Source organism: Natronorubrum halalkaliphilum, assembly GCF_009834785.1.
Classification (GTDB): Archaea; Halobacteriota; Halobacteria; order Halobacteriales; family Natrialbaceae; genus Natronorubrum; species Natronorubrum halalkaliphilum.
On sequence record NZ_WUYX01000004.1, the window covers coordinates 59,806 to 85,097 of the forward strand.

24 protein-coding genes are annotated in these 25,292 nt (G+C 64.9%); 10 read left to right on the forward strand and 14 right to left on the reverse strand.

The window, feature by feature from the left end:
- On the forward strand, positions 1 to 720 hold the full coding sequence (locus GS429_RS01000; protein ID WP_160061859.1) for a DUF4897 domain-containing protein: 720 nt from the start codon (positions 1 to 3) through the stop codon (positions 718 to 720).
- Positions 721 to 791: 71 nt separating this feature from the next.
- On the opposite strand, the gene GS429_RS01005 is transcribed toward GS429_RS01000, so the two are convergent.
- The 5 genes from GS429_RS01005 to GS429_RS01025 form a co-directional block, all read right to left on the reverse strand.
- Positions 792 to 1,490, reverse strand: a complete 699-nt coding sequence (locus tag GS429_RS01005; RefSeq protein WP_328821176.1) for a CPBP family glutamic-type intramembrane protease — start codon at positions 1,488 to 1,490, stop codon at positions 792 to 794.
- 6 nt (positions 1,491 to 1,496) lie between these two features.
- Positions 1,497 to 1,781, reverse strand: coding sequence for a DUF5789 family protein (locus GS429_RS01010; protein WP_160061861.1), 285 nt, complete (start codon positions 1,779 to 1,781; stop codon positions 1,497 to 1,499).
- Positions 1,782 to 1,903: 122 nt separating this feature from the next.
- On the reverse strand, positions 1,904 to 3,082 hold the full coding sequence (locus GS429_RS01015) for a pyridoxal phosphate-dependent aminotransferase (protein ID WP_160061863.1): 1,179 nt from the start codon (positions 3,080 to 3,082) through the stop codon (positions 1,904 to 1,906).
- 73 nt (positions 3,083 to 3,155) lie between these two features.
- The gene (locus tag GS429_RS01020; RefSeq protein ID WP_160061865.1) at positions 3,156 to 4,166 is read right to left on the reverse strand and encodes an agmatinase family protein; all 1,011 of its coding nucleotides are present in this window, start codon (positions 4,164 to 4,166) and stop codon (positions 3,156 to 3,158) included.
- Entirely contained in the window at positions 4,159 to 5,481 is a 1,323-nt protein-coding gene (locus tag GS429_RS01025) for an aspartate aminotransferase family protein (RefSeq protein ID WP_160061867.1), read from the reverse strand. Before GS429_RS01025 ends, GS429_RS01020 begins: the two co-directional genes overlap by 8 nt.
- 219 nt (positions 5,482 to 5,700) lie before the next feature.
- Here GS429_RS01025 and GS429_RS01030 point away from each other — a divergent pair, with 219 nt between their 5' ends.
- On the forward strand, positions 5,701 to 6,732 hold the full coding sequence (locus GS429_RS01030) for a DUF128 domain-containing protein (protein ID WP_160061869.1): 1,032 nt from the start codon (positions 5,701 to 5,703) through the stop codon (positions 6,730 to 6,732).
- Here the strand turns inward: GS429_RS01030 and GS429_RS01035 are convergent.
- The 6 genes from GS429_RS01035 to GS429_RS01060 all read right to left on the reverse strand — a co-directional run bounded on the left by GS429_RS01035 (position 6,729) and on the right by GS429_RS01060 (position 14,246).
- Entirely contained in the window at positions 6,729 to 7,577 is an 849-nt protein-coding gene (locus GS429_RS01035; protein ID WP_160061871.1) for a nitrilase family protein, read from the reverse strand. The two genes, GS429_RS01030 and GS429_RS01035, sit on opposite strands and share 4 nt — an antisense overlap.
- Positions 7,574 to 9,460: an ABC transporter permease subunit gene (locus GS429_RS01040; RefSeq protein WP_160061873.1), complete on the reverse strand. Its 1,887-nt coding sequence runs from the start codon at positions 9,458 to 9,460 to the stop codon at positions 7,574 to 7,576. Before GS429_RS01040 ends, GS429_RS01035 begins: the two co-directional genes overlap by 4 nt.
- Positions 9,461 to 10,555, reverse strand: a complete 1,095-nt coding sequence (locus GS429_RS01045) for an ABC transporter ATP-binding protein (protein ID WP_160061875.1) — start codon at positions 10,553 to 10,555, stop codon at positions 9,461 to 9,463.
- A gap of 6 nt (positions 10,556 to 10,561) precedes the next feature.
- Positions 10,562 to 11,677, reverse strand: a complete 1,116-nt coding sequence (locus GS429_RS01050) for an ABC transporter substrate-binding protein (protein ID WP_160061877.1) — start codon at positions 11,675 to 11,677, stop codon at positions 10,562 to 10,564.
- Between the two features lie 141 nt (positions 11,678 to 11,818).
- On the reverse strand, positions 11,819 to 12,835 hold the full coding sequence (locus GS429_RS01055) for a DUF128 domain-containing protein (RefSeq protein WP_160061879.1): 1,017 nt from the start codon (positions 12,833 to 12,835) through the stop codon (positions 11,819 to 11,821).
- A gap of 7 nt (positions 12,836 to 12,842) precedes the next feature.
- On the reverse strand, positions 12,843 to 14,246 hold the full coding sequence (locus tag GS429_RS01060) for an aspartate aminotransferase family protein (protein WP_160061881.1): 1,404 nt from the start codon (positions 14,244 to 14,246) through the stop codon (positions 12,843 to 12,845).
- A 369-nt stretch (positions 14,247 to 14,615) separates the two neighbouring features.
- Here GS429_RS01060 and GS429_RS01065 point away from each other — a divergent pair, with 369 nt between their 5' ends.
- From GS429_RS01065 to GS429_RS01075, 3 genes are all read left to right on the forward strand, one after another.
- Entirely contained in the window at positions 14,616 to 15,728 is a 1,113-nt protein-coding gene (locus GS429_RS01065) for an arginase family protein (protein WP_160061883.1), read from the forward strand.
- Between the two features lie 87 nt (positions 15,729 to 15,815).
- Positions 15,816 to 17,483 carry a thiamine pyrophosphate-binding protein gene (locus GS429_RS01070; RefSeq protein ID WP_160061885.1) on the forward strand — a complete coding sequence of 556 codons (1,668 nt, stop codon included), beginning with the start codon at positions 15,816 to 15,818 and terminating at the stop codon, positions 17,481 to 17,483.
- Between the two features lie 115 nt (positions 17,484 to 17,598).
- A complete protein-coding gene (locus GS429_RS01075; RefSeq protein ID WP_160061887.1) occupies positions 17,599 to 18,630 on the forward strand; it encodes a cell division protein CdpA domain-containing protein in 1,032 nt (343 codons plus the stop codon).
- A 90-nt stretch (positions 18,631 to 18,720) separates the two neighbouring features.
- Here the strand turns inward: GS429_RS01075 and GS429_RS01080 are convergent, their stop codons facing one another.
- Positions 18,721 to 19,206 carry a metal-dependent hydrolase gene (locus tag GS429_RS01080; RefSeq protein WP_160061889.1) on the reverse strand — a complete coding sequence of 162 codons (486 nt, stop codon included), beginning with the start codon at positions 19,204 to 19,206 and terminating at the stop codon, positions 18,721 to 18,723.
- 147 nt (positions 19,207 to 19,353) lie between these two features.
- Positions 19,354 to 19,872, reverse strand: a complete 519-nt coding sequence (locus tag GS429_RS01085; RefSeq protein ID WP_160061898.1) for a CinA family protein — start codon at positions 19,870 to 19,872, stop codon at positions 19,354 to 19,356.
- Between the two features lie 152 nt (positions 19,873 to 20,024).
- On the opposite strand from GS429_RS01085, the gene GS429_RS01090 reads away from it, so the two are divergent.
- From GS429_RS01090 to GS429_RS01110, 5 genes are all read left to right on the forward strand, one after another.
- Positions 20,025 to 21,125, forward strand: coding sequence for a pyridoxal phosphate-dependent aminotransferase (locus tag GS429_RS01090; protein ID WP_160061900.1), 1,101 nt, complete (start codon positions 20,025 to 20,027; stop codon positions 21,123 to 21,125).
- A 171-nt stretch (positions 21,126 to 21,296) separates the two neighbouring features.
- On the forward strand, positions 21,297 to 21,887 hold the full coding sequence (locus tag GS429_RS01095) for an HD domain-containing protein (RefSeq protein WP_160061902.1): 591 nt from the start codon (positions 21,297 to 21,299) through the stop codon (positions 21,885 to 21,887).
- 174 nt (positions 21,888 to 22,061) lie between these two features.
- A complete protein-coding gene (locus GS429_RS01100; protein WP_160061904.1) occupies positions 22,062 to 23,297 on the forward strand; it encodes an ArsA family ATPase in 1,236 nt (411 codons plus the stop codon).
- 72 nt (positions 23,298 to 23,369) lie between these two features.
- Positions 23,370 to 24,146, forward strand: coding sequence for a glycerophosphoryl diester phosphodiesterase membrane domain-containing protein (locus tag GS429_RS01105; protein ID WP_160061906.1), 777 nt, complete (start codon positions 23,370 to 23,372; stop codon positions 24,144 to 24,146).
- Positions 24,147 to 24,350: 204 nt separating this feature from the next.
- Positions 24,351 to 24,641, forward strand: coding sequence for a DeoR/GlpR family DNA-binding transcription regulator (locus GS429_RS01110; RefSeq protein ID WP_160061908.1), 291 nt, complete (start codon positions 24,351 to 24,353; stop codon positions 24,639 to 24,641).
- A gap of 65 nt (positions 24,642 to 24,706) precedes the next feature.
- Here the strand turns inward: GS429_RS01110 and GS429_RS01115 are convergent, their stop codons facing one another.
- On the reverse strand, positions 24,707 to 25,267 hold the full coding sequence (locus GS429_RS01115) for a DUF8108 domain-containing protein (RefSeq protein WP_201293925.1): 561 nt from the start codon (positions 25,265 to 25,267) through the stop codon (positions 24,707 to 24,709).
- Positions 25,268 to 25,292: the final 25 nt, after the last annotated feature.

Consider the following 25,292-nt stretch of genomic DNA (forward strand, 5'->3'; position numbering starts at 1 on the left):
ATGCGACGGGCATTCGGAGTTACACTCGTGGTGTCGATGCTCCTCGTCAGCGGGCTGGCGATGCCGGTCGCCGGTTCGAGCGCAGTCACCGACGAGTCGATCAACGGGCCTGCGGTCCACGTCGCCCTCGAGGCCGACGGGGACGCGACCGTGACGCTCGTGTCGGTCTACGATTTGACTGACGAGGACGAGCGGGACGCGTTCGAGACGCTTCGCGAGGACGAGAAGACGCAAGCTGATCTCCTCGAACGGTTCAGCGAGCGCCTCGAAGGGGTCGCAGACGATGTCGACACCGACGCGGACCGCGAGAAGTCAGTAGAGAGCAAATCGGTCGACGTGCGAACGAACGAGGACAGCGGTATCGTTACGTTCTCGGCGTTCTGGGACGAGTTAGCCGCCGTCGAGGGCGAAACGGTCGTCCTCATGGAGCCGTTTGCGAGCGGGTTCGAAAGCGACCGATCGCTGATCGTTACGATTCCAGACGGGACGACGATCGAGTCGGTGACGCCCGAACCGACGATTCACGAGGAATCGGCGGTGAACTGGGACGGCGAAACGGAACTCGACGGCTTCGAACTGACGGCTTCGACCGCAACGAACGACGAGTCGAGTGTCGACGCGAGCGAGACGACAACCGACGGCGTTCCCGGGTTCGGTCCGATCGGAGCGATCGTCGCGCTGGCCACCCTCCTCGTCGCGATCAGCGCCAGTCGCCGGTAACGAGTCGAATCGGATCACGAAATCGCGCACTGTTTTTGCCGCGCGAATGCGGGTTCCGAATTCCGCTCGAGTCACAGCGGTACCGGGAGCCACTCGAGGGACTCCAGAAACGGCATCGGATCGAACAGCGGATCGTGAAGGACGAGCCAGTCGAGTAAGACGAGTCCCGCGCCGTGGGCGATCACCGACGGCAGGATGGAGTTCGACTCGTAGTCGACGGCGCCGAACAGGACGTCGGTCGGTCCCGAGAGCAGGAACTCGATCGGCGGTTTCCCCGCGTGGTGGATCATGTAGACGACGGGGCTGATGAGCACCGCCTTACGGCCGATCTCCTTGACGCCGACACAGAGCAGCCCGCGATAGTAGGTTTCGGCGGCCAGCGCGAGCGTGAACAGTTGGAGCGCGTGCGGGATGAACTCGCCCGGCGCAGCCGAGGTTTCCCACATGGGATAGTACGCGCGAATCGTCGGCAGCGTCGAGCCGACGAGATAGAACGGCAGGACGAACAGCGAGAGCAAGACGGCGTTTCGAACGGCGACTCGGTTGACGTTCCAGCCGATGTGATTGCCGTGTGTGAGTCCGAGCGCGAGCGGGCCGCCGATCAGCAACACGCTGTCGACGACGGTTCGGCGGCTCAACTCGCCGGGAACGAACTGCATCCACAACAGCGTCAAAACGGCGCCGGTCAGCAGCGACTTCTGGAACCAGGAGAGTCGATCGAACTGGTCACGAAGCCAGCGACCGCCGCTTCGGACTCCCTCCGTCGCCACAGGTAGTTACTCGTCGGCCGTTGGAATCGGTCCGGTGCCGATGACCGTTCGAACGTGGGCCTCGAACTCCTGGTGGCGCTGGAAGTACGTCTCGTCGACGTCCTCGAGGACAGTCGACAGCTCCCGCGGGCCGTCAGGGGTTCGGATGACGCTGTCTCCCTCAAGTCGGTCGATCTCGCTCTTTTCTTTGGGCCAGGTCAGCCGCGACGTGACGCGGGCGAGCGGAGCGCCCTCGACGGGAGTCTCTGTTCCGAGCGTCACGGCCGGCTCTTCGTCGTCCTCGTCGCTCATGTTACTGGTCGTTTGCGTGCCCGTCGATTCAAGCTTTCGTTTCGCTCAGTCGAACACTGCCGTCGGCGGTCGCGATTCGAGGAACGCCGTGCTCGAGTGCTGAGTCCCCCTCTCGATCGGGCTCACCACCAGCGGTTCTCGACCAGCCGATCGACGGCCTCCCGGATGGTCGACTCGTTGCGCGAAAACGTAAACCGAATCCAGTCCGCTTCGGCGTCGGGATCGGTGTAGAAACTGCTCCCGGGGACGGCCGCGACGCCCGCCTCCCGTATCAGCCGGTAGCAGAACTCGATATCGCTCTCGTCGGTCGGATAGCGAGTCATGACGTAGTACGCGCCGTCGGGTTCGACCGGATCGAGTCCGGCCTCGCGGAGCCCCTCACAGAGCAGTTCACGACGCACTTCGTAGGACTCGGCAAGTTCCTCGTAGTAGGAGTCGGGCAGCGACAGCGCCTCGACGCCGGCCCGCTGGAACGGCGTCGGCGCGCAGATACTCGTGTAGTCGTGGATCTTCCGCAGTTCCCGCGAGAGGTACTCGGGGGCGAGACAGAAGCCGACGCGCCAGCCGGTGACGCTGAACGTCTTCGACATGCCGGTACAGACGACCGTCCGTTCGGCGAGGTCGCCGACCTCGACCGGGCTCACGTAGTCGTCGGTGTAGACGATGTGCTCGTAGATTTCGTCGGTCAGGACGATCAGGTCGTGTTCGAAGACGAGCTCCTCGATCCGCTCGAGTTCCTCGCGGGTGAACACCTTCCCGGTCGGGTTCATCGGCGTGTTGAGCACGAGGATGCGCGCCCGTTCGGCCGCCTCGGCCAACGCCTCGTAGTCCGGCTCGAGTCCGTCCGTCATGTCGAGCGGAATCGGCGTCGCGCCGGCGAACTGACTCGCCGGGATGTAGCTCTCGTAGACCGGCTCGAAGTAGATGACCTCGTCGTCCGGCCCGGCGAGTGAGAGCATCGTCGACATGATCGCCTCGCTGGTACCGCTGGTGATCGTCACCTCCGTCTCGGGGTCGTACTCGACGCCTTTCCACTCGGCGTACCGTTCTGAAACGGCCTCCCTGAGCTCCGGCAGCCCCCAGGTGATCGTGTACTGGCTGTCGGTGTCGATCGCCGCTTTCGCGGCGCGTTTGATCTCCGGCGGGGTTTCGTCCTCGTCGGGAATCCCCTGCGAGAGGTTGATCGCGCCCTGGCTGATCGCCTCGCGAGTCATCTCCCTGATGACCGACTCGGCGACGCCGTCCGTTCGTCCGGTCCCGACCGTTCCGTCGGGCAGTGGTCTGTTGTTCGGTGGTGTCATCTGACTGTTGCTCCTTTCGTGTCTCGCATCTGTCTCGTACCGGTGCCTGCGATCTCCATCGGTTTGCGACGGATCACTCCGCGAACGCTCGCTCGAGCAGCGTGACCAGCAGGTACGCCGCGAGTCGTTGGGTTCCCTCCGTCGAATCGTAGCGCGGGGCGACCTCCATCAGGTCGGCCGCGCCGACGGCGTCGTGCGCGCCGAGGACTTCCATCGTCTCGAGGGCCTGCTGGGCCGAGAGCCCGCCGGGGATCGGCGTCCCGGTTCCCGGCGCGACGCTCGGATCGACGCCGTCGATGTCGAAGCTGACGTAGACGGCGTCCGTGTCCGCGGCTGCCGCCTCGATCGCGTCCGTGACGACCGAGCCGATCCCGCGCTCGTCGACCTCCCGCATCGTGTAAAGGTTCAGGCCGGTCTCGTCGGCGAACTCGAAGAAGTCGGGCGACTCGTACCCCCTGATCCCGACCTGGCTCACGTTCTCGTAGTCGACGTACGGCGAGTCCGCGATCAGCGCGGTGCTCGAGCCGTGGAAATCGGTTCCGAAGACGGGGCTCTCGGAGACCGTGTCGGTGTGGGCGTCGATCTGGACGAATCCCACGCTGTCGTGGTCCGCACCTTCAGCGAAGCCGCGGACGGACGGGAACGTACAGTAGTGGTCGCCGCCGAGCAGGACGGGAAACGTCTGCGAGGCGACCGCCGCGACGTGGGACGTGATGCTCTCGGCCGTCGTCTCGTGGTCCATCGGGAAGATCGGGACGTCGCCGCAGTCGGCGACGGAGAGGTCGTCGAAGTTGACGGTCTTCCCGGTCTGCATGTTCGTCAGCCCACCCTTGTAGTCCGAGATATACGCCCACCAACCGCTGGCCTCCCGGATCGCCGCCGGGCCGTATCTGCTTCCCGGTCGGTTGGAGACGGCACCGTCGTAGGGCGCGCCGAGGACCGCCGCGTCGACGTCCCCGACGTCGTCAACCTCCCGCTCTTCGCCCTTCAGAAACCGATTGAAGCCGGCGTAGGCGAGTTCGACGTCAGCGCCCGTCGTCGACTCGCGAAACGCCGCCGCGCGCTCCCGCTGTCGATTACGCATCCGCTACCTCCGCCTCGAGGGCCTCCTCGAGCGCGTCGACGCCGGTTTCCAGTTGCTCGCGGTCGATTGAGAGCGGCGGCTGGAACCGCATGACGTTGCCGTAGTAGCCGCCGACGCCGATGACGACGCCCGCCTCGCGAAGGCGGTCGGCGACGGCCGTTGCGAGTTTTTTGTCGGGTGCCGGCGCGACGCCCATCGGCCCCGTATCGTCGGGATCGACGAGTTCGATCCCCTGCATCAGTCCGAGCCCTCGCGCGTCGCCGACGACGTCGAACGACGACTCGAGGTCGGCCAGTCGCGAGGACAGCCACTCGCCCTGTTCGCGGGCGTTGTCGACGAGTCCGCCCTGGAGTTCGTCGATCGTGGCCAGCGCTGCGGCGCAGGCGACGGGGTTGCCGCCGAACGTCGAGAGGTGGTCGCCGGATTCAAAGCTGTCCGCGACGTCGGCCGGCGCGGTGAACGCGCCGAGTGGCATCCCGTTCGCGATCCCTTTCGCCTGCGCCATGATGTCCGGTTCGACGTCGAAGTGCTCGGTGGCGAACAGCTCGCCCGTCCGGCCGTACCCCGACTGGACCTCGTCGAGAATCAGGAGTCCGCCGTGGTCGTGGACGATCTCGCTGACTCGCTCGAGCCAGCCCTCCGGCGGGACGATAATGCCACCTTCTCCCATGATCGGTTCGACGACGACCGCGGCGATGTCGTCCGACGTGTGGGTGCCGATGATATGCTCGAGTTCGTCCGCGCAGTCGTTCGAACACGACCCGTCACACGTTCGACACCGGTAGGCGTACGGCGCCGGGGTGTGCGAGACGTCGTTGATCGTCGGCGCCATGTCCTTCTTGTACGCCTTGTTGCCCGTCAGCGCGAGACTGCCGAGCGTTCGGCCGTGGAAGGCCATCTCGAGCGCGATAACTTCCGTGTTGCCGGTGTGTTTGCGGGCGAGTTTGACCGCGCCCTCGACCGCTTCTGTCCCGGAGTTACAGAAGAACGTCTTCTGAAGGTCCCCCGGCGTGATCTCGGCGAGGCGTTCGGCGAGTTCGCCGACGGGCGCGTTCGGGTGTACGTACGAGCAGCCGTGGACGAACTCCTCGAGTTGGTCCTGGGCTGCTTCGACGACCGCCGAGTTATTGTGACCGGCGTTCGTGACCGAAATCCCTGAGAAAAGATCGAGATAGGTGTTTCCGTCGAAGTCCTCTAGCGTACAGTCCGAGGCCCGTTCGACGGGAACGTTGAGGCTCTTCCAGATCGGCATCACGTACTCGTCGTACTGCGACGTCACTGTCCGATTGTCCGTATCCGCCGTGTCGAATGTCATTGTTTCACAACCCGGCAATCAGTTGCCATCCTATCGGTTGTTGGACGGGGCATAAAAGGTTACCTTCCGACGCCGATTCCCGTCGGCCTCGACGGCCGTACGCACCGAACCGACGGTGATAGCGCGGTTCGGACGCGGCGATAGAACCGACAGCGTTCCCGTTCAGGGCGGTAATCGAAAGCAAACATTAGTGTAGCTCCTCGCCCACTCTCAGCCTGAATGGCCCCGGATCTCGACAGGCGAACGTACGATATTCTCCGACTCGTCGACCGGCACGGTCCGATCGGAAGCATTCAGCTCGTCGAACTGATGCAGCGACACGGCTACGACATCAAAGACCGGACGATCAGGCTGGCCCTCTCGGAACTCGACGACCTGGGACTGACCGAAAAGGTCCCCGGACGCGGCCGCCGTCTCACGGAAAGCGGTCGCCGGGAGCTCGGTCAAGGCGACGTCAACGGTCGACTCGAGCAGATACGGGCGCGTATTGCCACCCTCACCAGCCGCGTTACGTACGATCCGAACGAGGACGCCGGCGTCCTCATCGCCTCCGGCGTCTACCTCGCGGAGGAGGACGTCGACGATGCGCTGTCTCTCGTCTCGCGACTCGACTCGTTGCCGTTCGGTCCGCTCCCGGTTGATTTCGCAGAAAGCGCCGAGACCGAACCGGGAGACTACCGGTTGCTCGCACCCTCGAGTATCACCCTCGACGGCGTCTTGCTGGCCCACGGTATCAACGCCAAACTCACGACCGCGGGCGTGCTCCAGTACGAGCCGACGCCGAGCGAGGAAACGAGCGCGCCAGCCGATTTCGGCGGCGAGATCGTCCGCTACGTCGACATAATCAACGGCAAGGGATCGTCGATCGACGTCATTACGCTCCTGATCGAAGCCGGCCGAAGCGACGTCTCGAGCATCCTCGAAGAGGGCGAGAGCGGCCTCCTCATCGGCGACGACCGCGAGTTTCCGATCCACCGACTCGAGGAGGCGCGCGACCTCGCCATCGCGACCAGAGCGTCCCTCGGGGGTGTCATCACCGTCCAGCGGCCGCGAGAACAGGATCAGATCTCGAGCGGCGACGCCGCGTGGGCGTTCGGCTCGATAACCAACGTCGGCATGGGAGAACTGTTGCTTACGGCACTCAGCGAGTACGGACTGGCAGAATCGTGGGAGACGCTGTACGGAACGGTGCCGCGACACGATTTCGAACCCGTCCAGCGGCTCGCACGGGCTCCGGCGCTGAGCGACTAATCGAGAGCGCGGTCGAGGCCGTACACGTCGGGACGGCGATCCTCGAGCGCGTCGTCGTATGTCGTCAGCGCCTTTTCTCGGGACCGCGAGAGGTCACACGTCGCCTCGAGGACGTGGCTCCCGTCGGTCGGTGCCGGGCCCGCGACCGGGGCGCCGTTCGCGTCGAGAATAACGCTCTGTCCTTCGAACGCGACGCCGCGTTCGGTCCCTGCACGGTCCGCACAGGCGATAGCCACCTTGTTCGCGTTGGCGTGAGCCACCGCCTGATGGACGCCCATCGTCCAGCCGCCGGGCCGGTTCTCCCGTCCGCCGCTGGGATCCGGCACCCAGTTCGTCGGGACGGCGATCAGATCGGCACCGCGTCGCGCCTGTGCGATCGTGGCTTCGGGAAACCACTGATCGTTGCAGATCTGGACGCCGAGTCGGCCGAAGGGCGTCTCGAAGACGGGCAGTTCGGATCCGGCCTCGAACCATCGTTTCTCCTCGTTCCAGCGGTGGACCTTCCGATAGACGCCCTCGACGCCGCTTGGTGAGACGACGAGCGCGCTGTTGTAGTAGCTCCCGTTCGCTACTTCCGGAACGCCGCCGACGATCCAGGTGTCGGTTTCGGCGGCGACCTCGGTCCAGGCTCGAGCCGTCTCGCCGTCTCGTGGTTCCGCCATCGACTCGACTTCGGCCACCGATTCGAAGACGTACCCCGACGTGGCGAGTTCCGGAAGGACGAGGAGGTCGGCGTCCGCATGATTCTGCGCGATTTCGACGGTTCGCTCGCGGTTCCGTTCGACGGCCCCGAATTCGGGAACCGTCTGGGCAGCGACGATTCGGGCGTCGCCGGCCGCCGTCATTCCCAGATACCTCCGGACATGCGGTCGATCGCGGTCATCACGACGACCGTGAGACCGATGAAGACCACGCTCGCGGCCGCGATGGTCGGCGGATACGAGTACCGGAGCTGATTGAAGATCTGGATCGGAATCGTGTCGACGAGGAACAGCGACAGCAGCCACGCGATGATGTACTCGTTCAACGAGAGGATGAACGCGAACAGCGCACCGGAGATCACGTTCGCGCGCAACAGCGGATAGGTGATCGTCCGGATCGTCCGGATCGGCGACGCGCCGAGGTTCATCGCGGCCTCTTCGTACGTCCGATCGATCTCACTGAGCCCCTGCGTGATCAGGATGAACGGGAACGGGGCGTAGAAGATCCCGTGAGCGACGATGATGCTCGTCCGAGAACCGGCAAAGCCCATCTCGAGGAAGAACACGAGGAAGGCGACGCCGATGATCACGGGCGGCACCAGAATCGGCAGGACGCCGAGCGTCCCGAAGATGGCGGCTCCGCGGTAGTCGAATCGGTCCAGTGCGAACGCGAGCACGCCGCCGATCGTGGTACTGAGGAGCGCCGCCGCCGCCGCGATGCCGAGGCTGTTGAGCAGCGCCCCGATCCAGGACGGATCGGTGAAGAACTCGGCGTACCACTGCATCGAGAACCCGCCGGGCGGGAACGTCAGGAACTGTTCGGGCGTGAACGAGACGGCGATAATGATGCCAAGCGGCGCGGCGATGAACACCATTACGGCCACGACATACAGCCTGAACGTCACCCAGATAACGGCTTCCCGCGTCTTCGAATCGACCGTCGTCACCAGCGAGTTCCCGGCCTGTGCGATCCGTCCCAGCGCTCGAGTGAGTCCGATACTCGAGGCCGCGTTACCGATCGCACTCCAGAGCCGGCCCGCGAGTCCGGCTCCGATTCCCGAGGACCCGCCGTCCGCGACGGAGTCGTCGTCATCGTCGTCGGTCGCGATCGCTTCGCTGCCGCCCAGACTCGCGGTCGTGACGTTCGTAAAGCGGATCATCACCCAGAGGAACACCAGCACGACGACGATCAGCCCGATACTCATCGCGGCGCCGAACGGGTAGTTGCTCTCGCTCATGATCTGCTGTTCGATCAGGACGGGCAGCGTCCGCTCCGCCGAACTCCCAAGAAGTCGCGGGAGCACGTACGAGCCGAGCGCCAGAATGAACACGAGCGCGGTGCCGCTCATGATCCCGTTTTTCGACAGCGGGAGCGTCACCCGTCGGAACGTCCTCGCCGGTCCGGCCCCGAGGTTCTTCGAGGCCTCGAGCAGCTCACCGTCGATGGTGCGAATGCTGCTGTAGAGGGTGAGGATCATGAAGGGGACGAAAACGTAGACCATGCCGACGACCAGCCCCCAGTAGCCCGGATAGAACGACTGGGGCTCGGAGAGGATGCCGGTCGCGACGCCGACGGAACTCAAGACGCCGCCCGAGGCCAGTATGACCTGCCACGCGTAGGCCCTGATGACGTAGGTGACCCACAGCGAGGAGATGATCGTCAGCAACAGCAGGCTTCGGAGCCACGGCCGGTTCATCCGTGCGAGGTAGTACGCCATGGGGTACCCCAGCAGGAGCGAGACGACCGCGGTCACGAGCGCGAGTTCGATCGTCAGCCACAGCTGGCCGAGATAGAGACTGCTCGTGAGAAACCGGGTGTAGTTCTCGAGGGTAAAGCCCATCTCGTACTGCCCGCCGGGAATGTTCACCCAGAAGCTGAACACGACCAGCATGCCGAGCGGGACGAGAAAGATCGCGACGAGCCAGGCCAACGGGTAGGACAGGATGTACCACTTCGCGTTCGCTTTCAGGCCCGCTCGTCCGGTCTCCGGCGCGCCGTCGTCGCTCGTGGATGTTTCAGTCGCCATCTATGCCTCCACAATTCGACACTCTTCGGCGTCGACGGCGACGGTCACTCGGTCGCCGGGCGACCGTTTGTCCATGCCGCTCCGGCGAACGACGACGAGTTCCCGACCGTCGGGGGTCTCGACTCGCAGTTCGACGCTGCTGCCGAGGTGGCGTTTGAACGTAATTTCGCCCTCGAAGACGTTGACGTCGGCCGTCGCCGTGGACGTCCCGCCGTCGGCGCTCGCGCTGTCGAACCGGAACCGTTCCGGTCGGACGATGACCGAAACGTCGGCTCCGGGTTCGACGCCGGGCCGGCTCTTCGATCGGAGTGTCAGCCCCTCGCAGTCGACGGTCGCGTACCCGTCGTCGACCGCCGTCACCGTGCCGTCGAAGATGTTCGCCGTACCGAGGAAATCCGCGACGAACCGGCTGTCCGGATCGTTGTACACTTCCTCGGGCGGTCCGACCTGTTCGAACTTTCCGTCGTTCATCACGGCGAGGCGATCGGACATCGTCAGCGCCTCCTCCTGATTGTGCGTGACGAAAACCGTCGTGATGCCGATCTCCTGTTGAATGCGGCGCAACTCGACTTGCATCTGTTCGCGGAGCTTCTTGTCGAGACTCGCCAGCGGTTCGTCGAGCAACAGCGCCTTCGGGCGGGGGGCCAGCGCGCGGGCGAGCGCGATCCGCTGTTGCTGGCCGCCGGAGAGCTGATCCGGCGTCCGATCGGCGACGCCCGGGAGTTCGACGAGCTCGAGCATCTCCTCGACGCGCGCGTCGATCTCTTCGTCCGTGTACTCCCCCGCGGCCTCCATCCCGTAGGCGATGTTCTCGTAGATGGTCATGTGGGGGAACAGCGCGAAGTCCTGGAACACCATCCCGGTATCGCGCTCGTACGGCGGCGCGTCCGTGACCTCGTCCTCGTCGATCCGCACCGCGCCGTCCGTCGGCATTTCGAAGCCGGCGATCGTTCGCAACGTGGTCGTCTTGCCACAGCCCGAGGGACCGACGAGCGTCACGAACTCGCCGCTTTCGATGTCGATGTCGACTCCCTTGACGGCGAGAACGCCGCCCGGATACTGCTTCGTAACGCCTTCGAGTGAAATTCCGCTCATCTGTACTTAACCGATGATGAACTCTTCCCAGCGTTCGCTGACCCAGTCTTCCTCTTCGACGTAGAGGTTGTAGCTGGGGACGATCGCCTCGTCCGGCCCCGGCCCCGCGATCTCGGCGTAGAAGTCCTCGTCGATCTCGGAGTACTCGCGTTCGATCGTCGGACTCGTATAGAGGTTTTCGGCCACGCGATCCTGCACCTCGGGCCGGCTCGCGTAGTCGATGAACTGACGGGCCTCCTCCTTGAGGTCCGAGGTCTCGAGGGTCACCCAGAGCCCCGAGTCGAGGATGGAACCCTCCTCGACGAAGTTCGACTGAACCGGCGCGCCGTCGTCCTGCATGACGCGGGTGATGTCACTGTAGAGCATCCCCGCCGGCACCTCGCCGTCGCGGAGTCGCTGCTGGAACTCGGCCTCGTTCTCGTACCAGAAGTTGGCCTGGTCCGTGACGCCTTCGAGTTCTTCGAACACCTCGAGCACACCGTCGCGGTCCTCGAGGATCTCCTGGCCGTCGAAGCGAACCTCTGCCGTGACATCGAGGAGGAACGAGTTCGACGCGTAGCCGAGCAGGCCGAGCGTATCCTCGTACTCGTCGTCCCAGAGGGCCTCCCAGCTGTCGACCGGCTCTTCGATGACATCCGTGTTCTGGACGAGGTTGATGTACCACGACAGGGCTCCGATGCTCGAGATGCCGCCCTCGGCCTCCCCGACGAGGTCGTCGCTGATGTACTCGAGGTTCTCGAAGTCGTCCTCGTCCCAGATGTGCCACAGGTCGGAGTTGAGCCCCTGCATGACACCGGTCTGGGCCATGATGGCGACGTCGACGGGCGCTTCGCCCGCCCCGACGGCGTTCTCGTACTGCGTGAGCGCCTCTTCGGAGGTCGGTTGCGCTTCCGACTCGACGTCGATGTCGAGCTCCTCGCTGAACGGCTCGAACAGTTCGTCGTCCATGACGTCCTGAAACACGCCGCCGTAGACGGCGACGGTCAGCGTGTCGTCGCCGTCCCCCAGCACGTCCTCGACCGTCCCCGTACAGCCCGCGAGGCCGGCGAGCGCGACAGCGCTACCACCGGCCGCAGTCGTTCGTAGAAATTCCCGCCGTCCGTGAGTGTGTGGTCCTGGCATACTATTGCCACCGTACCACTCTATCCCCGTTTCCGATATATAAAGGTTCTCACAGTCGTTCGTCTCCGGTTTTGTTTGTAATGGTCTCCTCGCTAACTGACTGATTTCACACTGGAGTTCGCAGTAATTTCTGCGAAGTGTCTATTTTTTCTTGACAACCGACGAAAAATCGGAACGTGGCTGTACCCTCTCGAGGGTCTCCCACTCGAGTGCGATCCCCGACTCGACGCAGTGGGAGATAACGCACTCGGCGGCTCCGGCGAAGGTGAGCGACGCGAACGCCCAGCCCGGCGTCCCCCACGGGAACGGTCCCGGTTCTCGCGGGCGGCGGAGATCGAGGACGCCACCCAGGGTATCGCGAGTCGAGACCGCGAGCTCTCGAGCGGTGTCGTAGTGGGCCAGTGGAAACTCCCGATTATCCGCGACCAGAAGCCCGGTCTCTCCGGCGAGCGCGCTCGAAACGTCGGTCTGTCTGGCCTCGATCAGCAGCGATACCAGATCGACCGTCGCCCGTTCGTCGCCGATGACGTCGGTGAACCGGCGGATCGCCCCGCCGTGGACCGCCGGTTCGGGATCGTCGTAAGGGACGGTGTCCGGATCGGGATGGTACTCCACGACGCCGATGGTGTCGGGATGGCTCTCGATCCCGTGGGACAGTAACACGCCGTCGATCGTCACGCTCGAGGGGACCGCGACCTCGAGACAGTCGGTGCCGTTCCGTTCGACGGGTTCGATCGACGCGACGATCGGTCCGAGCGGCGAGTCGTCGATCGCTTTCAGGCCCGCCTCGAGTGTCGCTCTGTCCTCCGTCGCGACGAGGACGGTTCCGACGACGACGTCGCCGGCGTCGGTCGCCGGATCGTAGGTCACCTGACTCGTCAGATCCGCCAGCCGCTCTCTGACCTGTTCGACCCGACCGCTGACGCCCCCTCGCTCGAGTTCCGCGCGGCCGTCCGCCGTGAGTCGTCGGCCCTTGCCGCCGACCTTCTCGGTCAGGCCAGATTCGTCGAGGTCGGCGAGCGTGAGCCGAACCGTCCGCTCGGTGATCGAGTAGCCACGCTCTCGAAGGTGTTCCGTAAGGTGGACGCTACCGATCGGTTCGTGTTCGGCCAGCAGCCGGAGGATGTCGTACGTCCGCCGGTCGGGATCGCTCGTCATCGTTCGACTACTGCTGGGCGGCGGTTAAGTGGGTGGCGAGATCCGCGAACGCGTCGACGTGGGCGTCGATCTCCTCGGCGGTGTGCTGGACGCTTACCGTCCACTGCTGGGACGCGTCGTGGGGATGGGGAATAACGCCCCTGTTTACCATCCCGAACCAGTAGGCCTCGTGGAACTCTTCGTCGACGTGGCCCCAGTCGCGGAACGTCCGAATCGGCTCGTCCGTGAAGTGGACCATTCCCTGAGAGCCGACGCTCTTTACCGTGGCCTCGAGTCCGGTGTCCGCGATGACGTCGCGGTAGCCGTCCGCGAGGCGATCGGCGAGGGTCGTGACGTGGTCGTAGGCGTCCTCGGTGAGGATCTCTCGCAACGTCACGCCGACGGCCCGCAACGCGAGCGGGTTCCCGTTGTACGTGCCGTAGTGGGCCGCGCCGGTCGCGACGCCCTCGTTCAGGTCGGCCGCGATGCAGTCCATGATCTCGCGGCGACCGCCGAACGCGCCGACGGGGTAGCCGCCGCCGATCGCTTTCGCCAGCGCGACGAGATCAGGTTGGACGCCGTAGTACTCCGCTCCGCCGCCGGGAGCCAGTTTGACGCCGGTCTTTACCTCGTCGAAGATCAGGACGACGTTGTACTCGTCGGCGAGTTCCCGCAGTCGCTCGAGGAACCCGTCTTCGGGTTCGACCAGCCCGAGATTGAGACAGGCCGGTTCGACGAGCACGGCGGCGACCTCGGCTCCGTGATCACGAAGCAACCGCTCGACGCTCTCGGCGTCGTTGTACTGCGCCAGGAGGATGTCCTCTGGCACTGAGTCCGGGACACCGCGGGACTCCCTGACCGGACGCGGATCGCGTTCGGGACCCGCCTGCTCGAGCGGCGGCATCTTGCTCACCAGCGCCGGATCGTGCGCGCCGTGATAGGCGCCTTCCATTCGAATGATCTTTTCGCGGCCGGTGTACGCCCGCGCGAGACGCGTCGCGTGCATGATCGACTCGGTGCCGCTGTTGGTGAATCGAACCTGCTCGATGGCGTCCCAGCGGTCGATCAACGGCCGGGCCGCAAACTCGATGAGATCGGTCGGTCGCGTGTAGAGCGTTCCGCGCTCGATCTGGTCGACGGCGGCTTCTTCCAGGGTCGGATGGGTGTGTCCGACGAGTTGGGTCCCGTTGTTCAACGCGAAGTCGAGGTACTCGTTGCCGTCCACGTCGTAGATCGAGCCCCCCTCCGCTCGCGCCGCGTGGACCGGGTAGGGGTCGTAGGCTCGGAACGTACTGCAGACGCCGGCCGGCACGAGTTCTCGGAGGTCCTCGGCCATCGCCGCCGACTCCGGCGTTCGTTCCTCGTAGCGCTCGCACTCGGCCGCTAGCAGTTCCTCGGTCGACGCGTCGCGAATCGGATTCGTATCTGACATTGCATCACCCGGAAGTGAACTTCCGGTTCTGATCTAGCGTTGTCGAGGATTGGTAAATAACTATTCCTCGGATACGCCACAAAAATGCGTGTAAGTAGGTGAATACGGTGTTCGTCCCGGTTCGATCGGATCGCGTTCGGAATCCGTCGCGTCTCGAGGATTTAGTCGAGCGGTATTTTGCGGAAGTTCTATTCCGGTATCGTCGTCCCGTGATCAGTAATTCGAGGCGCTCTGCTCAGTCGGTTCGAATCCCGGGTCGAAAAACGCGTCTCGACCACGGAAACGCTCCGCGGCGCGGAGACCGGGCCGAAGATCGGCGGCGGTTTCGTGACCGGTACAGCTAAGGTGGTTATTCGGTCTGTTCTTCCCATGGCATCCGCGACCGCGTTCTGGGACGAGAGCTTCCTCGAGCACGTCCCGCCCGCCGGCGAGGGCGAAGCCGAGTGGACGGGGCGTCTCGCAGTCGAGCAGCCGCATCCGGACCGACCGGAGCGGCTCCGAAACGTTCGTTCGATCGTTCGTCACGAACTGGCCGACCGCGTCCGGTGGACACAGGCTCCGGAGATAACCGACGAAGAACTTCATCGCGTGCACGATCCGGACTACGTGCGGGAGTTTCGAGCGTTCTGTGACTCCGGCGGCGGCCGAATTACCGGCGGAACCGGGGCGAACGAAGCCTCGTACCGCGCCGCCCGCCACGCCGCCGGCGGGGCCGCCGCTGCGGCGACTCACGCGCTCGAGCACGGACTCGAGGATGTTCCCTACGCGGCCGTTCGACCGAGCGGCCACCACGCCCAACCCGCACAGGCCGACGGCTTCTGTTTCTTCAACAACGCCGCCGTCGCGGCCGAGCGAGCGCTTGCGGACGACCGCGTCGAGCGCGTCTGTATCCTCGACTGGGACGTCCACCACGGAAACGGGACCCAGGAGGTCTTTTACGGCCGGGACGACGTGCTGACGATCAGCCTCCACAACGACCACTGGTCGTGGAACCCCGACGCGCACCCGCAGACGGGCGACGTGGACGAACGCGGCACGGGGCCCGGGGAAGGGTACAACCTGAACGTGCCCCTCCCGCCGGGAACGGGCGACGACGGCTACGCCGAAGCGTTCGACCGACTCGTCGAGCCCGTTATCGAGCAGTACGCTCCCGATCTGCTCGTCGTCAGCGCGGGCGGTGACGCCGGAACCGTCGATCCGCTCGGCCGGAACGTCGTCACGAAATCGGGGTTCGAATCGCTCGGCGCTCGCGCCCGCGACATCGCGGCGACCTCGGCGTCCGGACGTCTCGTCCTGCTCCAGGAGGGGGGCTACCACCCGAGCCACCTTGCCTACGCGATGCTCGGGACGCTCGAGGGCGTCCTGGGTATCGACTCCGAAATCGACGACCCGTTCGCGTGGCTCGACGAAGATTTCGAGTCGGCGGCCGACCGGATCGCCGAGATACGCGAGTACTACGCCGACTGGTGGACGCTCGAGTAACGCACGACGGACACACGGCGCCGTCGCGCGGAGTTGTCAATCGGACGGAGTTGTGACTATAAGTGATCTCCACCGCCTGGTGCCAGTATGAGTTATACCGGCGCGGATCTCTTCGTCGAGGCGCTCGAATCGTACGGTGTTACGCACTTGTTCGGCAATCCCGGGACAACCGAACTGCCGCTCATGCAGGCGCTCGTCGACGGCGATCTCGAGTACGTTCTTGGCCTCCACGAAGACGTCGCCGTCGGGGCCGCTGCAGGGTACGCGATGCGGCGGCGGTACCACGGTCACGCCGACGACGTGTTGCCACTCGGCGTCGCGAACCTCCACCTCGCGGGCGGTCTCGCTCACGGGCTCGGGAACCTGTACAACGCGGATATCTCGGGGGCCCCGCTGCTCCTCACCGCGGGCACGCACAGCCTCGATTATCAACACAAGGAGCCGATCCTCGGCGGCGACCTCGTGACGATGGCCGACCAGTTCACGAAGTGGAGCGCCGAGGTGAAAGACATCGAGGCCCTCCCGGACATGGTCCGTCGCGCCGTTCGAACTGCGCTGACGCCGCCGACGGGTCCCGTGTTCCTCGCCCTGCCCGTGGACGTCCAACTGGCCGAAACGGGGCTGTCGCCCGAGCGACTCGGCCGGATCCCGACCGCGGGACGGGGCGACGCTCGAGCCGTCGACGACGCGGTGGCGGCCGTGGCCGACGCCGACGAACCGGTCGTCGTGCTCGGAGACGAAGTCGCTCGCAGCGGGGCCGATGCCGTCGACGCGGCGGTTCGCTTCGCGGAGGCCGCCGGCGCGCGCGTCCACGGCGAGGTCCTCTCCTACGAGGTGAACCTGCCGACGGCACACGAGCAGTGGCAGGGCGTCCTCTCGACGAAAACGCCCGGAACCGCGAGCGCGATGGATACGGACACCCTCATTTTCGTCGGGTGTTCGACGAACACGACGGTCACCCGGCCGACGACGCAGTTGGTCCCCGACGACGCGACGTGCGTCCACGTGACGAACGACGCGTGGGAACTCGGCAAGCACGCGCCCGCCGACGTCGCCGTGCTCGGCGATCCGGGACAGGTCCTCGCCGAGCTCGCGGATCGCGTTTCCGACGCCGTCGACGAGACCGAGCGCGAGCGCCGGCTCGCCGCGGTCGGCGAGTGGAACGATGCCCGCGAAGGGGACTCGAGCGAAACGGTCGATGGAACGCTCACCAAAACGGGGCTCGCGCGGGCACTTCACCGGGCCGCCCCCGACGCGCTCGTCGTCAGCGAATCCGTTACGGCGGCCCCGGCGCTCCTTGAGGAGTTCCCCTTCGAGCCGACCCAATTGCTCGGGACAAAAGGCGGCGGTCTCGGCTACGGACTCCCGGCGAGCGTCGGCGCGGCCGTCGCGGAGCGCGAGGCCGGCGGCGAGCGCTCGGTCCTCGGCTACGTCGGCGACGGCTCCTACCTCTACTACCCCCAGACGCTCTACACGGCCGCCCGCTACGACCTCGATCTCACGGTCGTCGTCCCGGACAACCGCAACTATCGCATCCTCAAGGAGAACACGGCCGCGCTACTGGGCGGTGACGCCAAGGACTACGAGTACGTCGGGTTCGACTTCGATCCGTCGGTAGACCTCGCGGCAAGCGCCGAAGCCAACGGTGCGACGGGTCTCCGCGTCGAGTCGGCCGACGCGATAGACGAAACCCTGGAAGCCGCACTCGAGCAAGCGGGGCCGGTGGTCGTGGACGTTCCCGTGACCGATCGGTGAGATCGGTGTCTCGCAGCCGACCGACGCAGTCTCTCGTTCGACACCGGAATGTTATCTCTACGAATTGAAACGTGTCTGACGTACCGTTTTGTGGTGGGAGAGTAAATTGACCCGCATGACAAGTCTGACGGAGGTCTACGATGGGGGCGCACAGGGGGTGGCGAGTCCCCGGCGACTGTACGCCGGGACGGCGCTCGTCCTGCTCGGCGCGGTCCTGGCCGTCGTGGCCGTGCTCATGGCGACGACCGACCTCTTCAGCGGGTATGCGGCCGCGATTTCTCCCGGAATGAGCGACCACTACGCCGCCGTCCGAATCGCCGGTGTTCTCGCCGGTCTCGGCGTGCCGACCGCCCTCGTGGGCGTCTTCCTCGTCCTGCCGGCCGGCCGCCGCGTCCACGCCGCTGCCGCGATCAGCGTGAGCCTGTGTCTGCTCGGCGTCGTCCTCTTCTGGGACGCCTACCCCCGCCACTGGCGGGGCTACAACGACGATCTGACGCTACGGGTCTCCGCAGTCTACCTGCTCGGGCTCTTTACGGCCGTCTGGAGCCTGTTCACCGCCGTCGTCAACTTCAAGACGCGCAACAACCCCGGCGGCACCCTCGAGATGAACGTGACCCGGCACAACCAGACCGTCGTCGAGGTCACCGAATCGAACGACTCGAGCGGCTTCGGCGGCATCGGGTTCTTCGGCGGCACGCCGGACGGCGACGTCGAAACGCAGACGAATACGGCCGACGCCGACGAAACCGACGACACGACGCTCTCGTTCGACGAGGCCCCGAGTACGAGTCGGTCGCAGTCGACTCGCGGAACGGCGGGTTCGTCGACCACTGGAACCGGGGCCGGGAGCGGAACCGGCAACGGCCGCGCTCGAGCGAAAGCCGCCGGCGCCGCGACCAGCGACGGCGGAACGGCCGCCTCGGACATCACATCGCCGCTCGATGCCGGCGACGGCCACGATGCGGAAATCGTCGACTCGCCGTCCGCACAGTCCCAGCCCGAAGAACCCACGGATCGCTACTGTGGAAACTGCAAGCACTTCGAGTACGTCCGATCCTCGGAGGGGATGGTGCCCTACTGCGCCCGACACGAGACGGCGATGGACGATATGGACGCCTGCGAGGAGTGGACGCCCAACCGGCGATAACGCGGGTTGAGCCGCTTCTCGGTCGATTACGTTGCCGTCTATTGTTCGCCGTTCGAAGATCGGACCCCGAAAACGAGACCAGAACCGAACTCAGAGGCCGATCGCCTGCCGCCCCATCTCGAAGCCCCACTGGGGTACTTCGTAGATGACTAACGCGACGAGGAGTAACTCGACGACGGTGACAAACACCATCATGAGGTCCGCTCGCTTGCTACTGACCGCGACGCCGATCGGCAGCCCGAACTCCTTCTTCCAGAGCGGGTAAAACAGCGCGATGCCGCGCTTGCTGCCCGCGACGTCGAGGACGTAGTGGGTCAACACGCCGATCCAGACGTACTCGAGGTTGCCGAACACGTACGGAAAGGCGAGAAAGCCGATCAGGATCGGCAGGTTGTGCAACGTCTTCCGATGTTTCCCGAACGCGGTGTCGACGTCCGGAAACAGCGCCCCCAGGGTCACCGGCACGCCGATCATGATAATCGTTCGAAACGTCTCGAGGTCGCCCGCCGGCTCGAGCAGGTAGCCCAGCCCGAGGCTCAAGAGCACGGCGTTGAGAACGTGTCCCTTCTTGTTCATCTATCTGCTATCGACGGCCGACATCCGAATACCTTTCTCTCGGTGACTGTCCGGTATTCGTGACTGTGAGCGAATAGGGCGTTCCACAACGATTGCAGAAGCCAATCCCGCCGGTTCCGACTTCTCACTGACTACTGTCCAAAAGTATTACCGCTCGGTCTCGCCGATCGCCGCGAGGAGATCCTCGAGGGCCCGCTCGACCGTCTTCGCCCGAACGGCCGCGCGGTCGCCGTCGAACACGTACCGCGAGACGGATGCGAACGACGACTCGCTGCCCCACGGACCGGCGTAGGCGACGCCGATGTAGACGGTTCCGACCGGGTTCGCCTCTGTGCCGCCGGTGGGGCCGGCGACGCCCGTCGTCGAGACCCCCCAGGTGACGTCCGCGACGTCCCGAACCCCGCGAGCCATCTCCCGGGCGACAGGTTCCGAGACGGCACCGTGTTCGTCGAGCGCCTCCCGGCTCACTCCGAGGTGGCGACGTTTGGCGTTGTAGGCGTAGGTCGTCAGTCCCGAATCGAAGTGATCGCTCGCGCCCGGGATGGACGTAATCGCGGCACCGATCAGTCCGCCGGTACAGGATTCGGCGACGGCGACGGTCTCCTCGCGGTCCCGGAGCGCGTCACCGATCTCCATCGGAAGTTCGCGATCGATGTCGTCGTTCATCGTACTCGACTCGAGGGGATAGCGAGACGTCAAAGCACGGGTTGCACGCGACCGGCAGAGCGGACGGCCGGAGAACCGAACGGAAACAACGCGGTGAACGCACGCACAGTACAACGGAAAGAACGACGGTGGAGGCACGCCCAGTCACACGCATGGAATACGAGACGCCGCTGTTCTTTCACGTCATGGAGTACGCCAAACGGGCGGACCGCGACGTCGTCGACATGGTCAGCGGGACTCCCGACTGGGAGCCGCCCGAGTCGCTTCGCGACGCCGTTCGCGAGTACGCCGACCTCGAGTCCGACCAGTTCCAGTACCCGCCGAGCGAAGGGCTGCTCGAGTTGCGCGAGGAGATCGCCGCCCGTCGCGGGGTCGACGCCGAGCAGGTCGTGATTACGAACGGCGCGGGCGAGGCGAACTACCTCGCGATGGCGCGCGCACTCGAGCGTGACCGGGGGAGCGAGGTCATTCTGACGGATCCGGTCTACCCCTACTATCCGGGGAAGACGACGATTCTCGGCGGCACCCAACGATTCGTCGCGACGGACGAGGACGGACAGCTCGATCCGGCGGCCGTCCGCGCGGCCGCGAGCGAGGAGACCGCAGTGATCGTGGTCAACACGCCGAACAACCCGACGGGCGCGGTCTACCCCGAGGAAACGATCGAAGCGCTCGTCGACATCGCGGAGGAGTACGACGCGATTCTCGTCAGCGACGAGGTGTACGACCACTACGACCTCTCGGGGGAGTTCGCCAGCGCGCTCCAGTTCGAGTCGGACCACCGGATCGTCACCAACGCTTTTTCGAAATCGATGGCGATTACGGGGTACAGAGTCGGCTACGCGATTTTCCCGCCGACGCTCGTCGAAAACGCCAAGAGCCGACACATGCTGGTCAACGTCGCGACGACCCGCCCCGGTCAGTACGCGGTGTTGCACGCCCTGAAAGAAACGGGACCCGACTACTTCGAGGCGAACCGCCAACTACTGCGCGAGCGCGTCGAGACGTTCACCGACGCCCTCGACGCGGCGGACGCGGAGTACACCACTCCCCAGGGCTCGTTCTACGTGATGGCCCGCTTCGACGGCTATCCTGGGACCCTCGAGAACGTCGAGCGGTTGATCGACGAGGCCGGCGTCGCCGGTATGCCCGGCGAGGCCTTCGGCGACTCGCGAACGGACTGGATCCGGTTCGCGCTCGTGACGCCGCGCGCCGAGACGGCCGCCGAGCGGTTGGCGGCGTACTTCGACTGAGACCGACTGCTGTGACGATGTCCCGGCACAACCACAGACGGCCGTGGTTGTGCGGGTACGACGTACGGTAGACCGGATGAGTCTGCGAGCGTGAGCAAACCGGCAACCGCTCGTCCTTGAACCCTCTCGCCGACGCCATTTATGTACAGATAGCAGAATAGTTCACTCGAAATGACCGAACCGCTCTCCAGCGAGGAAGTGTGCCGCCGCCTGCCGACAGTGGCTCTGATCGACGACGACCGAACCCGTGCGTTCACGATCAACCTATCGTCGAAGGCACCCGAATACTTCTGGAACGTCCCGGCGAGCACCTCGGGGTACCACCATCCGGCGTGTCAAAACGAACGCGGTCTCTGGGCACACACGCTGATGCTGTCGACGATCATCGAGCGTCTCGGACCGTCCTACGTCGAACAGGGACTGCTCGAAGCGGCGGATATCGACCTCGCCCACGCCGCCGCGATCCTCCACGACCAACGGAAGATGGGGGATCCGTCGGCCCCCGCCGCAAAATCAACGTCCGACCACGACGTTCGAATGGCCGCCGTCGTCTCCGAGTCGCCGCTTTCGGACCGCATCGAACGGGCCGTCGCGAGCCACAACGGACCCTGGTACGACGGACCGAACCCGGATTCCCAACTGGACACGCTCGTCCATACGGCGGACATGATCGCGTCGACGCCGTCGATAACGCCCGGCGTTCAGGGACCGATTCCGGAAGAGTTAGACGAGTTGCCGCTGCGGGAAGTCGATCTCCGATAGCGCACGCGGCCGTCGACCGATACGCCGGTTTCGACGGTCTCGCGTCCGCTCGGTCGCGCTTCGAGCGTGAATTCGGACCGTCGGCGACCGACCGAGAAACGGGACCAGCACCGACAGCACCACCGGCTGATCGGGACCGACGAATACTCGTGACAGGACGGGGAACAGACTGGCATGAGTGGAATCGACGTCGAGCCGGTCGACGAAGAGGCCGAGGACGCGACGGCGGACGACGACGGCGCACACACCATCGAAGTGACGCCGACCGACTCCGTCGCGGACGAACAGGAGACTATCGACGTGGAGCCGTCGGACGAGCCGATCGACGGCCCCGACTACGTGCTCTACGGCGGGAAAGGTGGCGTCGGGAAGACGACGATGGCCGCCGCGACCGCCCTCGACAGCGCCCGCGGCGGGACCAGCACGCTCGTCGTCTCGACGGATCCGGCACATTCGCTCTCGGACACCTTCGAGATCGACGTCCCCGCGGAACCGGGGCGCATTCGCGACGATATCCCCCTCTACGCGGCCGAGATCGACCCCGAAGCGGCCATGGAACGCGGCCAAACCGCCTTCCCCGGCGGTGGTGATGGCGACGGATCGGGTTTCGGTTCCGGTTCCGACGGTGATCCGGGGGGCCTCTTCGGCGACGGGAGCCAGAGCGGCGGGACGGGCCAACCGGGCGGCATGGGAGACCTCGGCGGGCTCGGCGAACTTCTCGGCGGCGAGTCGCCGATGGACGCGCTCTTCGGCGGCGGCATGCCCGGCGCGGACGAAGCGGCCGCGATGCAACTCCTGCTCGAGTACATGGACGACCCCCGATTCGAGCGGGTTGTCATCGATACCGCACCGACGGGGCACACCCTCCGGCTGCTCAAACTGCCCGAGTTGATGGACTCGATGATGGGGAAAATCATCCAGTTCCGCCAGCGAATCGGCGGCATGCTCGAGGGCATGAAAGGGATGTTCGGCGGTCAGGAACCGCCCGAGGGGGACGCCGATCTCGAGGATCTGGACGAACTTCGCGAGCGAATCGAACGCCTTCGGGCGGCGCTACAGGACTCCGCGAAAACGGATTTCCGGATCGTCATGGTCCCCGAAGAGATGAGCGTCTTCGAGTCGAAGCGCCTGCGCCAGCAGCTTCAGGAGTTCCAGATTCCCGTCGGAACCGTCGTCGTCAACCGCGTGATGGAGCCGCTCTCCGACGTCACCGACGACGTGGAAGGCGAGTTCCTCCAGCCGAATCTCGACGACTGCGAGTTCTGCCAGCGGCGATGGGACGTCCAACAGGATGCGCTCCTCGAGGCGCAGGATCTCTTCCGCGGGACCGAGGTTCGTCGCGTTCCGTTGTTCGCCGAAGAGGTCCGAGGCGAGGGGATGCTCGAGGTCGTGGCGGCCTGTCTGCGGTAATCGTTCGAAGCACCCCCACGACTCCGGTAACGCAATCACTATTTTTATCTATATGACGTGATATGTGGTTGTATGAACGCGTCCGTTCAGCGAAAAGACTCGATCGGAACGATCGGCGACGCAATCGAGTGGCTCCGGCGAAATCCGATTCTGATAGGCCTCTTTTTCTTCTATGGTATCCTCGAACTGTTTGGAGAACTACTGGGCACTCTCGGCGCGGTTATCGGGTTGTTCAGTTTTCTCGTCTTGATTTACGTCGACGGAGTCGCCCACGTCATCGGACAACAGGAAGCGACCGGACACGGCGGCGATCTCGGCCAGGCGTCGACCGTCGTCCTCGGGCAGTTCGTTTCGCTGATCGGCATTTTCATTGTTTACGGACTAGTCGTCTTCGTCGGGCTTCTCTTTTTCATTATCCCCGGGGTTTACCTTGCAATTCGACTCTCGCTCGCGTTTCCGGCGTGTGTTATCGACGAAGAGGGCGCCTTCGAGAGCCTCAGCACGAGTTGGTCCGTCGCGAAGGGGAACCTGATAAAACTGTTCGGTATTACCGTCCTCTCACTCCTCATCGTCGGCGGCGTGGCCGTCGTCACGGTTCTGTTCACCGGCCTCGATGGCGGGTTCTACCTTACGTTCCTCGCCGTTTCAGCCGTACTGACCGCAGTTGTTAGTCCCGTCGTGCAGTTGGCCTACGCTCGCGTCTACCTCGAGAACCGTCCTCGGTCGGGATCATCGTCCGCCGCGGACGACCGCGGCGAAGCGTCGACGTGGGGAGGGACGGACGACGACTCCCAAACAGGGTCCGGCGACGAGTGGGGAACCGATACCCGGGACGACGACCGCTGGTAACTGGTCCCACGGGTACAGTTGCGGACGGGTGAGGCGGATTCGTATACCGGCCCGTCGTAGTACCGACCCCGACGGAAACGGCGTTTTCAACGGAATACTCGCTATCCACGCTAGTTCGATTTCCATCGGTAATCGCGTTCCAACGGGTTGGGAACCGAAGCCGCGGTTGATACCCTTGTTCGACAATTGCTCTCATGAGACGGAATGGCAGATCCTATCCCATCAGAACGGCAGCGGGCGCGTGCGATCCTCGAGACGCTCGCCCACAGGAGTCCGGCGACGACCGCCGAACTGGCGACCGCCCTCGAGACACACCCGGTGACCGTCGAGCGGACCTGTCGTGCTCTCCAAGAAGACGGCCGTATCCGCCAGTGTGCAGGAGGAGTGTATACGCTCGCCAAAACCGACGCGGCCAGTGATGAAGAGTGGTACGCGGCACGCGATCCCGGCGGTGCGATCGGCGACCGGAACGCGACGTCGAACCCCGCTGACTGATCGCCGGGTGCCCCGTCAGGGTGGTGTACTCACGCGGAAATCTGCCTTCGCTACATCCGTCCTCCCTACTCCCGCTCGAGGGATGGCTCCCGACGATTCGGTGTGGACGACCGAGCGCGATCCGGCCCGGTATCGTCGTCGGGAGCCGACGGCGTCCCGCCCGACAGTTCGTCCGTCGCACAGTCGAGACAGTAGTGGTTGTAGCCTTCCGACCGCGTATAGACGGGCACGCCGGCGAGTACGTACTCCTCGCGGTAGCGCCGAACCAGCCCCTTCCCAATCGACGACCGACAGGAGACACACCGCTCGTCGCAGTCCTCCTTCGGGCGGACGACGCGCCGGTCGACGGAACGGAGGCGACCGAATTGCGACGGTTCGTGGCGGCGGTTCAATCGGCGTCGAAACCGCGGATTGACGAACACGCCGAGGACGACGAGAACGAACGCGACGGTCAGCCAGAGCATCGCCAGCAGCGCCGTTCCCGCCGTGAGATCGCTCTGTGGGAGTTGCAAAAGGACGGTGAGCGCGGCCAGAACGCCGACGCCGATCGACAACCATCCGACGATTCCGTAGAGGAGTTCGGAAACGGCGTCCGCGAGTTTGACGACTCCACTCCTGTCAGCCATCGTACGTTCGTTAGACGTCTTCACG